The sequence below is a fragment of the Pseudomonas sp. PGPPP1 genome, from assembly GCF_002255865.1.
GTDB classification, from domain to species: Bacteria; Pseudomonadota; Gammaproteobacteria; order Pseudomonadales; family Pseudomonadaceae; genus Aquipseudomonas; species Aquipseudomonas cremoris.
Genome location: NZ_NKIG01000031.1, coordinates 63,113 through 77,087, shown reverse-complemented (window position 1 = coordinate 77,087; position 13,975 = coordinate 63,113). Strand labels below are relative to the sequence as shown.

Here is a 13,975-nt window from a genome sequence, read left to right as displayed (position 1 = left end):
TAGGCGCCCCGTTAAACCACGCTGGCCGAACGCAGGCTTGAATCCGTGGGTAACCCGGCAGGACGCCGGGTTAGCCGCGCTGGGCCAAGGATGGCCCATCGCGGCGGCCCACGGATTCAAGCCGGAGTGAGGGCATGTCGAGCCTAGGCGAGACACCGAGTGGTGGGGCGAGAGCCTTTTGCTTACTTTTGGGCTCTTCCAAAAGTGAGCCGCTGTAAGAGCGGAACCATAGGTTGCCGTTACCGCAGCAACGGATATGTACACCGACAGACCGCTATCGCAGGCAAGCCAGCTCCCACAGTTGAAACGCTATACATCAGGTAAAACGTGCAACCCGCTCTAACGCCTTACCCGCTTGCTCCGGCAACCCAAGCGCCTCATACACCCGCACCAAACTCCGATTAGTCGGCACATCCCACCCGTCATACCGACGCCGCAGCTCAAGCGTTTGCTGCGCCCCCAACCAATCCCCAACCCTCAACCGCGCATCCAACTCCACCTGGGCAAACAGATCACGCTGGGCATGGCTGCCGCCGATCTCATTCAATCGGGGCAGAGCGACAGTCAGTTGCTCCAATGCATGCGGCGCATCCCCACGCGCATGCGCCAGCAGCCCGCGTGCCAACGGCAAAGTCACCTCGCCCCACACCGGTCGTGCTGCCAGACTATGCTCGCGTAACGCCACCAACAGTTCATCCGCCTCGGGCTTGCCGGCCCGCGCCAGGCCATACAAATACTGCACGCTGAGAAACGGCTGCACGGTATCGCCGACCCGTCGTTGCAGGTACGGCGCCAACGCTTGCCAACGCTCGCCCACATCAATGCCGGCCAGCTCCAACCGTGCCAGCAACGACACCGCCCCCACCTGGTCCTGGGAGTACTCCGGCAGGATGCCCCACACGTGCTGGTCGTAGATCTCCAGCACCCGCTGATCCTCACCCCGCGCCAGGTAGAACAACGCCAGGTGCCACCAGTTATGGGTGTACATGAACGAGTTCAAGCCCGCCCAGTGATGGGCCACGTTTTCCAGGAACTCAGTGCCTTCCTCGATACGCCCCTGGGTCAGCATCACATGGGCCAGGGCGTGCTGGGCCCAAGGCTCGGAAGGTTGCAGGCGCAGGGCTTCGCGGGCGCTGGCTTCGGCTTCGTCGAGCAGGTGGCATTGCTCGTAGGCGAAGGCCAGCAGGCCGTGACTGTGGGCGATGTCGGGCGCGCCTGCAGTGGCCTTGAGGCCGATGCGCAGCAGTGCGGGCCAGTTGCCGCGGTTGAATTCCAGGTATTGGTTGAGCTTGGCCGCGAACAGGTCGCGGGGGTAGCGGTCCAGCAGGTGTTCGCTCAGGTGCAGGACCTGGTCAAGGTCGTCGTTGATCCAGGCCTGCAGCGCGGCCAGGTACAACTGGGCGCGTGGGTGGTCGCTGTTTACGGCGGCGGCGCGCTGGCGGTAGTGCTCGGCCAGGGAGGGGCCTTCGGGGGACTCGATGAACATCAGCAACACGCCGGCGAAGGCGTTGGCCAGTGCAGAGTCGGGGTCGGCATCGGCGGTGGCCAGAATGCCTTCGGCACGGGGCTGGTAGCCGAGGAAGCCGCCGATGAAATCGTCCAGGCCCTGGCGGGTGGAAGGGTCGAGTGTGTCGATGGGGTTGCCCAGGTAATCCAGTGACATGGGGTTAAGGCTCATGGGTTCAGAGGGGGATTACAGGGCAAACCCTGTGCCACCTGAGCACCGCAGATTTACTGTGGGAGCTGGCTTGCCTGCGATAGCGCTGGGCCATTGATCACATCACTGGCTGATACACCGCTATCGCAGGCAAGCCAGCTCCCACATTTGAACAACGTTGCTGCTGCTTTTTGCACACTCACGTGAACCACTGTGGATTTTTCATCACTGAAATCATCCCCGACTCCAGTAACCCTTGGTCAAACCCCCATGGCACAGCCCTTGCAAAATCCCTCCTAGAACTTTTCCATTCGAGGAGCCTTCATGCGCCCATTCTCTTTTCGCCGTGTCCTTTCATCCGTGGGGTTGTGCACCGCGTTGCTGGCCGGCCAGGCCCTGGCGCAACCCCAGGAGGGCGGGGTGCTGAACCTGGTGGCCCAACCCGAGCCGCCGTCGTTGATGCACGGCGTGGTCAGCCACGTGTCCACCCAATACGTGAGCGGCAAGGTTCTGCAAGGCCTGCTGACCTTCGACACCGACCTCAAACCCAAACCGGTATTGGCCAAGTCGTGGACCATCTCGCCGGACGGCCTCACCTACACCTTCGAGCTGCAAGACAACGTGCACTGGCACGATGGCCCGGCGTTCACCGCCGATGACGTGGTGTTCAGCTTCCAGACCTTCTACCCCGAAGTGGACAAGCGCCTGGGTGGGATCATCACCGAGTACGTCGCCAGCATCACCGCCAAAGGCCCGCAGCAGGTGGTCTTCACCTTGAAGAAACCCTTCGCCCCCTTGCTCTCGGCTCTGGGCAGCGGCCTGCGCCCGGTGGTGCCCAAGCACCTCTACGAGAACACCGATTTTCGTAACAACCCCTACAACCTGAAGCCGGTCGGTACCGGGCCGTTCGTATTCGTAGAGTGGAAACGCGGCGCCTACATCAAGCTGGCCAAAAATCCCAACTACTGGAAAAAGGGCCTGCCGCACCTCGACAGCATCATCTTTCACGTGATCCCTGACGGCTCTTCCCGCGCCGCCGCTTTCGAACGTAACGACGTGCAAGTGCTGCGCAGCGGCGATGCCGACTACTCCGACCTCAAGCGCCTCAGCGCGCTGCCGGATGTACAGGCGTCGGAGAAAGGTTGGGAGCTGTATGCCGGCCTGGCTTTCCTGCAGATCAACACGCGCAAGCCGCCGCTGAACAACCCCAAGGTGCGCCAGGCGATCCTGTATGCGCTGAACCGCCAGTTCATCGTCGACAATATTTTCTTTGGTTCGGGCAAGGTCGCCGAGGGCGAGTTTGTCTCAACCACCCCCTACCACGACCCGCAGTTGCCGCAGTACACCTACGACGTGAAAAAGGCCAAGGCGCTGATCGCCGAATCCGGCGTGGACGTGGGCGCGGTGCGTATCCGCTTGCTCAACGGTGAGAAGGGTGGTGCCTGGGAGCGCCTGGCCGAGTACACCAAGCAAGCCCTGCAACCCTTGGGCTTCAAGGTGCAAGTGGTGACGTCCGACGCCGCGACCTGGTTCCAGCGTGTGAGCGACTGGGACTTCGACCTGACCTACAACTTCATCTTCCAGATTGGCGACCCGTACCTGACCAGCGCCTACCTGTTCCGCTCCGACTACATCCTCAAGACCTCACCGTTCGCCAACGTCAGCGGCTACAACAGCCCCGAGGCCGATGCCCTGTGGGCCAAGCTTGCCGATACGCCGGAAGGTCCGGCGCGCACCCAGCTTTATAGCCAACTGGAAAACGTACTGAACACCGACCTGCCCATCGCGCCGATCTTTGAAATGCGCAACCAGACGCTGTTTCACACGCAAGTGAAAAACCTGCTGCAGACCGCTACCAGCCTTAACGAAGACTACGAAAGCGTGTACCTCGACGCGCCTGCACCATGAACGGCGTGCTGTATTTCGGCGGGCGACTGGTCAAGGCGCTGCTGATGGTGGTGGCGGTGCTGGTGCTGAGTTTCCTGTTGATCCGCCTGGCGCCGGGTGACCCGGCGTTGCTGCTGGCCGGTGAAGCGGGGGTGGACGATGTGCAGTTTATCGAGCAACTGCGCCAGACCATGGGCCTGGATAAACCGCTGCTGCAGCAGTTGCTGATTTACCTGGGCAACGTCGCGCACCTGGACCTGGGCTATTCCTATCGCAACCAGACGTCGGTGTGGTCGCTGATCAGCGAGCGCTTGCCGGCGACGCTGGCGTTGATGGGCTCGGCGTTTGTGGTGTCGTCGGTGCTGGGCGTGACGTTGGGCGTGCTGGCTGCGCGGGCGCGGCGCAAGGGGCATTGGCTGGATGGGTTGATTTCCCAGGGCGCCTTGTTGCTGTACGCGATGCCGCCGTTCTGGCTGGCGATGCTGCTGATCTTGCTGTTTTCGGTCAGCCTGGACTGGCTGCCGGCCTTTGGCATGGAAACCGTCGGCCAGGACTTCTCGCTGCTCGATCGCCTGCAGCATTTGCTGTTGCCGTGCCTGTCGCTGAGCGTGTTGTTCCTGGCGTTGTATATCCACCTGACCCGTGCTGCGGTGCTTGACGCCTTCAGCCAGGAATACGTGCGCACTGCCCAGGCCAAGGGCCTGCACCCGCGCCGGATTTTGTACGGGCATGTACTGCGCAATGCGCTGCTGCCGTTGGTGACGTTTGCTGGCATGCAGCCGGGCCAGTTGGCTAGCAGCATGTTGTTGGTAGAGGTGGTGTATTCCTGGCCCGGCCTCGGCCGCTTGATGTACGAGTCCCTGGCCCAGCGCGACTACGGGGTGCTGATGGGAGGCTTTCTGGTGATCTCGATTCTGGTGGTGAGCTTTAACGTGTTGACCGATGTGATATGCCGGTTCATCGACCCGCGCATTGCCGCCGGAGGGCAGGGCTGATGGCGGTGTTCAGACGGTTTGTACGCCAGCCCTCGGCGCTGGCCGGTGCGGTGTATTTGTTGCTGTTGACGGCGCTGGCACTGGCCGCGCCTTGGCTGGTCAACAGTTCGCCCTGGGAGATGAATACCCAGCCGATGTTGGCCCCGTTTCATGACGCATCCCATTGGTTGGGCAGCGACCTGCTCGGGCGCGACCTGGGCAGCGGCTTGCTGTACGGCGCCCGCGTATCCCTGGCGGTGGCCACCTTGTCGACTTTGGCGACCGTACTGATGGGCTTGATAGTGGGCGCCATCGCCGGTTACTTCGGCGGCTGGCTCGACGGCGTGCTGATGCGCGTCGCGGAGTTCTTCCAGATCGTTCCGCAACTGGTGCTGGCGGTGATCCTGGTGGCGGTGCTGGAACCTTCCCTGGGCACGATCGTGCTGGCGATTGCATCGGTGGCGTGGCCGCCGGTGGCGCGCCTGGTGCGCAGCGAGTTCCTGACCTTGCGCCAGCGTGAGTTCGTGCAAGCGGCGCGGGTGCTGGGGCAGTCGCCGCTGGGGATCATTACGCAACAGATCCTGCCGAATGCCTTGTCGCCGTTGCTCGTGGTCATGACGTTTGTGATGGCGATGTCGATCCTCACCGAAGCCGCATTGGCGTTTCTCGGTTTAAGCGACCCCGAAGCCATGAGCTGGGGCTACATGATCAACGCCTCCCGTGGCCTGCTGCGGGACGCCTGGTGGATGAGTTTCCTTCCCGGGCTGGCGATTGTGCTGTGTGTGCTGGCGGTGAATCGGGTGGGCGAAGGCCTGCGCGTGGCGTTCGAACCGGGAAGGTCGCTATGACGTTATTGAGTGTCGAACACCTGCGTATCGCCTTGCCGGCGGGTGCGGACCGCAGCCATGCGCTGTATGACCTGTCGCTGCAACTGCGCAGCGGTGAATGTTTGTGTGTAGTGGGCGAGTCCGGTTCGGGTAAGTCGATGTTGGCCAAGGCGCTGCTGCGCCAATTGCCCACGCCGTTGACGGTGGAAAGCGGACGCCTGGTGTTTCGTGATGAAGACTTGGCCAACCGTAGCGAAGCAGCGATGCGCGAACTGCGCGGGCGCGATATCAGCATGGTGTTCCAGGAGCCGATGAGCGCGCTGAACCCGCTGTTGCGCGTCGGCGAGCAGATCGATGAGACCCTGCGCGCCCACGGGGTCAAATCCTCGCGCGAACGTCGCCAGCGCGTGGTGGACTTGCTCGGTTATGTCGGCTTGCCCGACCCCGAGCGCTTGCGTCTGGCGTATCCCTTTGAACTTTCCGGTGGCCAGCGCCAACGGGTGGTGATCGCCATGGCCCTGGCGTTCGATCCAGCGCTGCTGATTGCCGACGAGCCCACCTCGGCGCTGGACGTGACCACACAGGCGCAGATTCTCGACCTGTTGCGCAAAATCCAACAGGACAAGGGCATGGCGTTGTTGTTTATCACCCATGACTTTGCCGTGGTCGAGGCGATTGCCGACCGCGTGCTGGTGCTGGAAAAAGGCGTGTCGGTGGAGCAAGGCAGTGCCCGGCACGTATTGCGCGAGCCCAAGGCTGCGTACACCCGGCAACTGTTGGCGGCGGTGTCCGCCGAACCGTTGGCGCCGCGCGGTTTGGTCGAGGGGCCGGTGGTGCTCAAGGCCGCGCAATTGGGCAAGGTGTTTCGCAGCCGCAACGGTTGGTGGGGCAAGCGCACTACCCAGGCGTTGGACGCGGTGCAGTTGGAGCTGCACGAAGGTGAAACCCTGGGCATCGTCGGCGAGTCGGGCTCGGGCAAGTCGACCTTGGGTCGCTGCCTGGTGCGGCTGTTGCGTGCCGACAGCGGGCACATCCACTGGCTGGGCCAGGACGTTGCCGAGTTGTCGGAGGCGCGGCTGCGGCCGTTGCGCAGCGCTGTGCAGATGATCTTCCAGGACCCGTTCGCCTCGCTCAATCCACGCCAGACTGTGGGTCGCATCATCATGACCGGGCCGTTGGTGCAAGGGCGTTCAAAGGGCGAAGCTGAGCAACGAGCGCGGGAATTGCTGACCTTGGTCGGCCTACCGGCCACCGCGTTTGAGCGCTACCCCCATGAGTTCTCCGGCGGCCAGCGCCAACGCATCGGCATCGCCCGCGCCTTGGCGGTGGAGCCCAAGGTGCTGATCGCCGATGAATGTGTGTCGGCGCTGGATGCGTTGATCCAGGTGCAGATCCTGGAACTGCTGGAGTCGCTGCAACGGCGCTTGAAGTTGAGCATCGTGTTCATCACCCACGACCTGCGCGTTGCGGCGCGGCTGTGTGACCGCATTGCGGTGATGCAAAACGGGCGGGTGGTGGAGCAGGGCGAGACGGCGGAGTTGTTTGCGGATGCGCGGCATCCTTACACCCGAACGCTGTTGCAATCCGTGATTGCCGAGGTGTAGGTGATCTAAATGTGGGAGCGGGCTTGCTCGCGAATGCGGTGGGTCAGTGACCTATATTTTGATTGACACACCGTATTCGCGAGCAAGCCCGCTCCCACATTTTTGACCGAGTTTATTAATCGAGGTATGTGGTGTTTATGAGTGCCCAATTTACAGACTTACCCATAGTGCGCGGCCAGCCTGTGGCAATCCGCCCCCACCGCACCCTGAGCATCGCCCACCACCGGGGCACCACCCAACCCGACACCGTGGTGTTTTTCTGCCATGGCGCCGGCGGCAACAAGGACCAATGGCGCCTGCAATGGCAAGCGCTCAAGGCCGAAGGCTACAGCCTGGTGGCCTGGGACTTGATGGGCCACGGTGACAGCCCCCGCCCACGTGACGATCAGGCCTACGCCTGGCCCGAATTGGTGGCGGACTACCTGGCGATCCTGCAGCGTTATGCAGGAGCGCGAAACCTGATCGTCGCGCACTCCTTCGGCACGGGCCTGAGCCTCAGCGCGTTGCTGGCCAAGCCGACGATCACGATCAACGCGGCGTTGCTGCTTGGCACCCAGTTGCATCGGCCGGCGGTCAGTGGCGGGCTGATGTCTTTGCCCGCGTGGATCCTGGAGTGGCTGCGCCCGGTCCTGGCCAAGGGCTTTCGCGAACGCGCCTGGCATGCCACGGCCGACCCGGCGCTGGTGGCCTACGAAGAAAAACTCACCGAGCGCAATCGCCTGCACATGTTCAAGGCACTGACCATAAACGCCGAATGGCCGGACGCCGACCTGATCCCCACGTTGGTGTTGCCGGTCAGCGTGTTGGCCGGTGACAGCGACGGCCTCACCCCTGCCGGCGGCGGTCAAGCCCTGGCTGGCCAGTTGCCGAATGCGGACTTTCAGGTGCTGGAAGCCTGTGGTCACCAGTTGATGTTGGAAAAACCGGACGCGGTGCTGAAAGCATTCAACAAACTGCTGGCAAAGGCCTTATAACTCAAATTTTTTTTGCTATTCGATTCAGCTATTGGATTGTTCATGAGGTAATGCATTTAATTCGGGACCTAACTCATTGTTGTTCGGAATAAATCAGTCCTTTCGGGCTGTAATGAGCCAGCGTTCCGCCTTAGAGATTAGCCATGAGCAACCCCGTTGCCCCCGAGCCCCTGATCCGCCTGCGTGATCTGTGCAAGACCTTTGGTGCCCAGCGGGCGCTGGACGGGGTCAGCCTGGATATTTACCCCGGCGAAGGGGTGGCATTGCTGGGTGCAGCGGGCGCGGGCAAATCGACCCTGGTGAAGATTCTCAGTGGGACCTTGGCTCCGGATACCGGTGAAGTCTGGGTCGATGGCCAACGGCAACGCTTTGTTTCGCCCTTGTCGGCGCGGCGAGTCGGCATTGTGGCGGTCCATCAAAACCCTGATGACGCCATCGCCCCCGGCCTGAGCGTGGCAGAAAACCTGCTGCTCGACGAACTCGGCCAACCCGACGCCGACTTTCTGCTCAACCGCAAAAGTCTGCTGCAACGCGCCGAAACCATCGCTGCCGGGCTTGGCCTGGAGCTGCCGCTGCAACACCCGGTAGAGCGTCTCGGCCTGGCGGACCGCCAACTGCTGGTGCTGGCCCGGGCGTTCGTGCTGCAACCCAAGCTGCTGATTCTCGACGAGCCTACCGCCGCCTTGTCGGAAGCCGACGCCGAACGCCTGCTCGGCCTGATCGACAGCCAGCGCGCGCGGGGCGTGGCGATCCTGTACATCTCCCAACGCCTGTCCGACCTGCAACGGGTGACCAACCGCGCCATCGTGCTGCAGGAAGGCAGGCTGACCAGCGACCTCAATACCCGCCACCTGCCGACGGCGGCTTATACGCTGTTTGGCGATGTGGCCGAACAGGCAGCGGTGACGCCGGACAAGGCCTTGCCGGTGCCGTTTCTGGAACGGTTTACCCGCGCCGGGTTTATCCGCAATCGGGCGGAGGGGAAGGCGGTGCAGGAGCAGGTGGCGGGGTTGGGAACCGGCGTCGCGCCAGTCGAAGTCCTGGATCCGGCAAAGACCAAGCGCACTTGAGTCAGTGTGCCGAGGGCACAAACGCCACACTCCCACCGTCACGCTTGTGAAACAACTGCTCGCCATTGTCCGGCCGGGTGGTGATCACCTGATGATCCTTACCCAGGTAGGCCAGGGGCGTTGGGTCGTCCTTGGAGAACTGCGCGACGATAATCGTGCGCTGCGGGTCGAAGGCCTTGCCGCTGGTTTTTTCCAGCCAGGCCATGAACGCAGCACTGTCGCCCTGGCGTGGGAAATCCAGGGCCTCGGGTACGTAGTAGAACGGTTTGCCGCCGTTCTGCAGGTACATCGGCACCTTGTTGTCCACTTCCACCAACACCATTTGCCATTGGTCCCACGGGGCGCTTTTAACTGCCTCTGCGTGCACGTCCTCGACAAAGCCCGTCACGCCGCCATTGCCGTTGCTCCACGGATAGGCCACGCCAAGGACCAGCAGCATCAATGCCGCAGCGATGGCAAAGCCCCTGTTCCAGCGTGGTTGGCTGGCCGGTTGGGTGTGCAGGCGCTCACTGAGCCACCAGGCGCCGAGCAATTGGGCGAACGGCACCAGGGGCAATACGTAGTAGCTGCGTCGGCTGCCGCTGGCGGTAAAGAACACGAACAACAGGCCCAGGCCCCACACCAGCCAACGTACGTTGGGCGGGGTCTGGCGCCAGTGCCGCAGCGCCAGCCACAGGCCCAGCAGCCAGCACGGCACCCATGGCAGGGTGTAGGCCGGCAGGTAGATCAGGTAGGTGTAGATCGGGCCCATGTGGTCGAAAGGGTCGAAGAAGCGCACCACGTTTTCACGGAACACCAGCGCCAACCCGCTCTGGCCATAGGTGGGCGTGCCGTACAGATGGGACAGCACGAACGGCACGGCGTACACCGCGCCGGCGATCAGCATCGCCAGCAGCAGGCGCAGGTTGAGGTGACGTTTATAGCGATGCTCAGCGAGCAGGTGCGGCAGCAGCACCAGGGCGGGCAGCACGAAGCCGATCAGGCCCTTGAGCAACGACGTCAGCGACAGCAGCAGGAAGAACACCGTGTAGCGCCAAAGCCTTGTGTCATCGGGCCCGCGCCAATACCACCAGACCGCCGCCAGCACACCGCACACGGTGAGCACGTCCGCCGTGGCCACTCGGGCCCAGAACAGGAAGTAAAAGGTGGTGGCGAGCATCCAGCCGGCGATCAGCCCGGTTCCCTTGCGAAACAACTGCTCGCCGATCAGGTACACCAGCCACACGCTCAGCCAGGCACCGATCACCGAAGGCAGGCGCAGCGACCACGGGCCGAGGCCACCCATCAGGTGCGCCGTGCCGGTGATCAGCCAGTAGGAGGGCAGTGGTTTGTCGTAATACGGGCCGCCCTTGAGGTACGGGTCGAAGTAGTCGCCGCTTTGCAGCATCTGCAAGGCGATGTTCGCCCAGCGGCTTTCCGGGCCCCACAGGTCGCGAGCGCCCAGGCCCGTCAGCAGGAGCAGGGCCGTGACACCCAGCAGCAAGAGCAGGGCGCCGCGTTCGGTCTTGAAGAAGGGCCGCATCATGGCAACTGCGGGTAAATGATCAGTTGCAGGTACCCTTTGCTGTAGCGTTTGCCGCCCAGCGGCAGTTGCCCGGCCTCACGCATTTCACTGGTGCTGCTGACCCGCAGCAGCACCCCGACCGAACCGTGCTGGCGTGCTTCGTTCAGCCACTCCTGCACCTGGTCCAATTCGACTTTGCGATGTACCGAACCTGCGTACTGCAAGCCGTAGCGCAATTCGCCTTCGGTGTCATACAGCGTCACCTCGGGGCGCTTCAGGCGCCATGACAACGCACTCGCGCTGCCCAGTTCATTGCTCAGCAGGGCATGGGTTGGCTGCAATTCGTCCAGGTGCTCGAGGACGAATTGGTCGGGCATTTCATTGTCTTCGATCTGCGCGGGCATGCCGGCTGGCAGCAACACCACCAGCAAGCCAATGCCCAAGGCCGGCATCGCCCACAGTGTCAGCGGACGGAACGCCTGCAGCAGGTTGGCCAGGATCCATACCAGCAACACGATAAACGCCAGCGACAGGCTGAACATCTCGGCGTGGCTGTTGCCGTACAGCGGCTTGGCGATTTGCAGGTAGATCAAGCCGATCATCGCCGCCATGCCGATGACGAAGTTGAGCAGGCCATTGAGGCTGATGATTCGGGTGCGGCCAGCGCTGATCAGATCAATCAAGGTATGCCCCATCAACAAGGCCAGCGGCAGCAGGCACGGCATGATGTAGGTCGGCAGCTTGCCGTTGCTCAGGCTGAAAAACCCCAGCGGCAATAGCAGCCACAGCGCCAGGAAGGTGATCGCCGGTTGGCGTTTTTCCTGCCAGGTCTTGCGCAAGGTGCTCGGCAGCAGACCGGCCCAAGGCAGGCAGGCCACGGCGATGATCGGCAAGAAGAACCACCATGGCCGCACGTGTTGCGCGTTGTCGGCGCTGAAGCGGCGGATATGTTCGTTCCAGAAGAAGAACCGCCAGAAGTCCGGTTCCTGGATGTGGATCGCCAATACCCAGGGCAAGCACACCAACACTGCCACCAGCACGGCCAGTGAGCCATAGCGCACCAGTTCACCCAGGCGTCGCTGCCAGAGCATGTACGGCACGGCAATCAGCACCGGTAGCGCCCAGGCCAGGAAACCCTTGGTCATGAAACCCATGGCGCAGGCCAGGCCCAACAGCGCCCAGGCGCCAAGGCGGCCACGCATTGTGCGGCTATCGAGGGCAAACCACAGGGCGACCAGGCTCAGGTTGACCCAGAAAGTGAATTGCGGATCGAGGTTGGAATACCCGGCTTGTCCGGCCACCAAGCCAAAACTCAGGTAGAGCAATGCGCAGGCGAAGCTTTTGCGCGGGTCGTTCCACAGGCGACGGGCAATCAGATAGGCCAGCAGCACGCTCAGGCCGGTAGTCAGGGCCGAGGCGATACGCACACCGAACAGGTTCTGGCCAAACACCGCTTGGCCCAGGGCAATCAGCCAATAGCCGGCGGCGGGTTTTTCGAAATAACGGATGCCCATGAAGTGCGGCGATACCCAGTTGCCAGTCAGCAGCATTTCCTGGCTGATCTGGCCGTAGCGGGTCTCGTCAGGTATCCATAAACCATGTAGGCCCAACGGTAATAAATAAAACGCAGCGAAAGCCAGCAACAACACATGCAGGGGTTTTAAACGGGTCATTAAAACGTCGCTCCTTGACGTTCAGTTGCACGGTAGTGGTGTATTGAAGTCATAGCCCAAAACAATAAGACTTTCACTAAGTCACTGAAAATATTCATGACGTCCTTAACTAACAGACACAACTAAACATGCCAGAAGATGGCTGTCGTTTTGCTGAACATGGGCCGTAGTGGCCGGTGGGGAAGTTCTAGAGTTGTTTTAGCGAGACCGGCCAGTCCTGGCTTTTGAGGATGCCCAAGGTCTTGAGTTTGCCGTTGGGCAGCACTTGCAGGAACAGTGCGCTGCCGTACTCGGGGAAGGCTGCATGGGGGAAACCGAGGGTTTTTTCCAGGTCGGCGATGCAACCGCTGTGGGTCACGAACACCAGGTTGCGACCAGGGTTCTTGTGGCTGAGCAGTTCTTCGCCCATAGCCGCGCCGCAGATGGCGTACTGGCTGGCGGTCAGCTCGTTTTTACCAAACATGAAACGCAGGGTCTGCGCGGTGCGGATGGCTGGGCTTGCAAGTACGTCGCTGCCCTCCATGCCCAATAACTTAAACGACTTGCCGAGTCTTTCGGCGTGTTGGCTGCCGTTGATCGTCAGGCCTTCAATCGGCCCCAGGCAGGGATTGGTCGAGCGGTCGCAGCGCTCTTCGTGGCGCACTAGCACGATAATCTCGCCATCGCGCCACAGCGGCAGCACCTGGGAATTAAGCAGGCGGTCGCCCACGCCGAGGTCCTTGGGTGACAGCGGCCACAACATGCTGCCGGCGAGCAGCATGCCGATCACGGCGAGTCCCAGCCAAAGCCGGGTCAGGCGCTTGAAAAAGGCCCGCGGCGAGCGCGCTTTGGTCAGGGTAAGGTCAACCACTTTATTCACCATGGGCACTGTTGAAAGTGTTGTTCTGATTTGGCGCAACGTGTCGGCGAATGCCCGCAGTGAAGCAGGAGACTGTCATAGGGCTGCTGTCTTTTCGCTGAACATGCTGCGGTTAAAAATCGCCAGTCGTGACAGCTCAAAAGTTGCCGACGAGTGACGCATGGCCTGTAATTTAAAGTGCGCTGGGTGGGCAACCGGTGAAATCGATGTGAAAAATTTGCGTGGCCTGGATCTGTAGCCGTTATTCTCGATGGCCAGCCGTAAAACGAGAGTTGCCATGTTGCAGGTGCAAGGGGTCTTCAAGAGCTATGCCACACCCCAGGGCCCGTTGCCGGTGTTGGCGGGTGTCGATTTGCACCTGGCCGCGCGCAGCAGCCTGGCGTTGATGGGCGAGTCAGGCAGCGGCAAGAGCACCCTGTTGCACCTGGTGGCCGGGCTCGACCGGGTGGACGGCGGCAGTATCCAGGTTGGCGAGCAGCGTCTCGACCAACTCAGCGAGTCTCAATTGGCGCACTGGCGCCGCACGGATATCGGCCTGGTGTTCCAGCAGTTCAACCTGATCGGCAGCTTGCGTGTCGAGGACAACCTGGCCTTCCAGGCGCGGCTGGCCGGTCGTTTTGATCCGCAGTGGCAGGCGCAATTGATCGAACGACTCGGCCTCGGTGATTTGCTCAAGCGTTACCCCGAACAACTCTCCGGCGGCCAGCAGCAACGGGTAGCGGTGGGACGCGCGTTGGCGTCGCGCCCGGGCCTGCTTCTGGCGGACGAACCTACCGGCAACCTTGACGAGTCCACCAGCGACGAAGTGTTGCAACTGCTGCTGGATCTGCTGCGTGACAGCCCCACCAGCCTGTTGATGGTCACCCACAGCCCCCGTATCGCGGCTCGGCTGGACCAGCAGGTGGTGTTGCATCGGGGTCGTGTCGTGCCTGCGGACGCCGCTTGA

At 62.1% G+C, this 13,975-nt stretch carries 11 protein-coding genes; 7 read left to right on the top strand and 4 right to left on the bottom strand.

What is annotated here, in order from left to right:
• Positions 1–316: 316 nt before the first annotated feature.
• On the bottom strand, positions 317–1,663 hold the full coding sequence (locus tag CFE47_RS26120; protein WP_286841468.1) for a tetratricopeptide repeat protein: 1,347 nt from the start codon (positions 1,661–1,663) through the stop codon (positions 317–319).
• 318 nt (positions 1,664–1,981) lie between these two features.
• Between CFE47_RS26120 and CFE47_RS26115 the strand changes: the two genes are divergently transcribed.
• From CFE47_RS26115 to CFE47_RS26090, 6 genes are all read left to right on the top strand, one after another.
• Complete coding sequence (locus CFE47_RS26115; RefSeq protein WP_286841466.1) at positions 1,982–3,565, top strand: ABC transporter substrate-binding protein; 1,584 nt, start codon at positions 1,982–1,984, stop codon at positions 3,563–3,565.
• Positions 3,562–4,539: an ABC transporter permease gene (locus tag CFE47_RS26110; RefSeq protein ID WP_286841464.1), complete on the top strand. Its 978-nt coding sequence runs from the start codon at positions 3,562–3,564 to the stop codon at positions 4,537–4,539. Before CFE47_RS26115 ends, CFE47_RS26110 begins: the two co-directional genes overlap by 4 nt.
• Positions 4,539–5,366 carry an ABC transporter permease gene (locus CFE47_RS26105; protein ID WP_286841462.1) on the top strand — a complete coding sequence of 276 codons (828 nt, stop codon included), beginning with the start codon at positions 4,539–4,541 and terminating at the stop codon, positions 5,364–5,366. The genes CFE47_RS26110 and CFE47_RS26105 overlap by 1 nt, the downstream gene beginning before the upstream one ends.
• A complete protein-coding gene (locus CFE47_RS26100) occupies positions 5,363–6,949 on the top strand; it encodes a dipeptide ABC transporter ATP-binding protein (RefSeq protein ID WP_286841460.1) in 1,587 nt (528 codons plus the stop codon). The genes CFE47_RS26105 and CFE47_RS26100 overlap by 4 nt, the downstream gene beginning before the upstream one ends.
• Before the next feature lie 137 nt (positions 6,950–7,086).
• Entirely contained in the window at positions 7,087–7,923 is an 837-nt protein-coding gene (locus CFE47_RS26095) for an alpha/beta fold hydrolase (RefSeq protein ID WP_286841458.1), read from the top strand.
• A gap of 143 nt (positions 7,924–8,066) precedes the next feature.
• Complete coding sequence (locus tag CFE47_RS26090; protein ID WP_286841456.1) at positions 8,067–8,993, top strand: ATP-binding cassette domain-containing protein; 927 nt, start codon at positions 8,067–8,069, stop codon at positions 8,991–8,993.
• Position 8,994: 1 nt separating this feature from the next.
• Here CFE47_RS26090 and CFE47_RS26085 read toward each other — a convergent pair whose 3' ends face one another.
• The 3 genes from CFE47_RS26085 to pmrG form a co-directional block, all read right to left on the bottom strand.
• Positions 8,995–10,515: an ArnT family glycosyltransferase gene (locus CFE47_RS26085; protein ID WP_286841472.1), complete on the bottom strand. Its 1,521-nt coding sequence runs from the start codon at positions 10,513–10,515 to the stop codon at positions 8,995–8,997.
• Complete coding sequence (gene arnT / locus CFE47_RS26080; protein ID WP_286841454.1) at positions 10,515–12,170, bottom strand: lipid IV(A) 4-amino-4-deoxy-L-arabinosyltransferase; 1,656 nt, start codon at positions 12,168–12,170, stop codon at positions 10,515–10,517. Before arnT ends, CFE47_RS26085 begins: the two co-directional genes overlap by 1 nt.
• 187 nt (positions 12,171–12,357) lie before the next feature.
• Entirely contained in the window at positions 12,358–13,032 is a 675-nt protein-coding gene (pmrG, locus tag CFE47_RS26075) for a lipopolysaccharide core heptose(II)-phosphate phosphatase PmrG (RefSeq protein ID WP_286841452.1), read from the bottom strand.
• Positions 13,033–13,306: 274 nt separating this feature from the next.
• Between pmrG and CFE47_RS26070 the strand changes: the two genes are divergently transcribed.
• On the top strand, positions 13,307–13,975 hold the full coding sequence (locus CFE47_RS26070) for an ABC transporter ATP-binding protein (RefSeq protein WP_286841451.1): 669 nt from the start codon (positions 13,307–13,309) through the stop codon (positions 13,973–13,975).

Coding starts and splice junctions, on each gene's coding strand:
- CFE47_RS26095 (WP_286841458.1), top strand. CDS start 7,087: ATGAGTGCCCAATTTACAGACTTACCCATAGTGCGCGGCCAGCCTGTG.
- CFE47_RS26105 (WP_286841462.1), top strand. CDS start 4,539: ATGGCGGTGTTCAGACGGTTTGTACGCCAGCCCTCGGCGCTGGCCGGT.
- CFE47_RS26110 (WP_286841464.1), top strand. CDS start 3,562: ATGAACGGCGTGCTGTATTTCGGCGGGCGACTGGTCAAGGCGCTGCTG.
- CFE47_RS26085 (WP_286841472.1), bottom strand. CDS start 10,515: ATGCGGCCCTTCTTCAAGACCGAACGCGGCGCCCTGCTCTTGCTGCTG.
- arnT (WP_286841454.1), bottom strand. CDS start 12,170: ATGACCCGTTTAAAACCCCTGCATGTGTTGTTGCTGGCTTTCGCTGCG.
- CFE47_RS26090 (WP_286841456.1), top strand. CDS start 8,067: ATGAGCAACCCCGTTGCCCCCGAGCCCCTGATCCGCCTGCGTGATCTG.
- CFE47_RS26115 (WP_286841466.1), top strand. CDS start 1,982: ATGCGCCCATTCTCTTTTCGCCGTGTCCTTTCATCCGTGGGGTTGTGC.
- CFE47_RS26100 (WP_286841460.1), top strand. CDS start 5,363: ATGACGTTATTGAGTGTCGAACACCTGCGTATCGCCTTGCCGGCGGGT.
- CFE47_RS26120 (WP_286841468.1), bottom strand. CDS start 1,663: ATGTCACTGGATTACCTGGGCAACCCCATCGACACACTCGACCCTTCC.
- CFE47_RS26070 (WP_286841451.1), top strand. CDS start 13,307: ATGTTGCAGGTGCAAGGGGTCTTCAAGAGCTATGCCACACCCCAGGGC.
- pmrG (WP_286841452.1), bottom strand. CDS start 13,032: ATGGTGAATAAAGTGGTTGACCTTACCCTGACCAAAGCGCGCTCGCCG.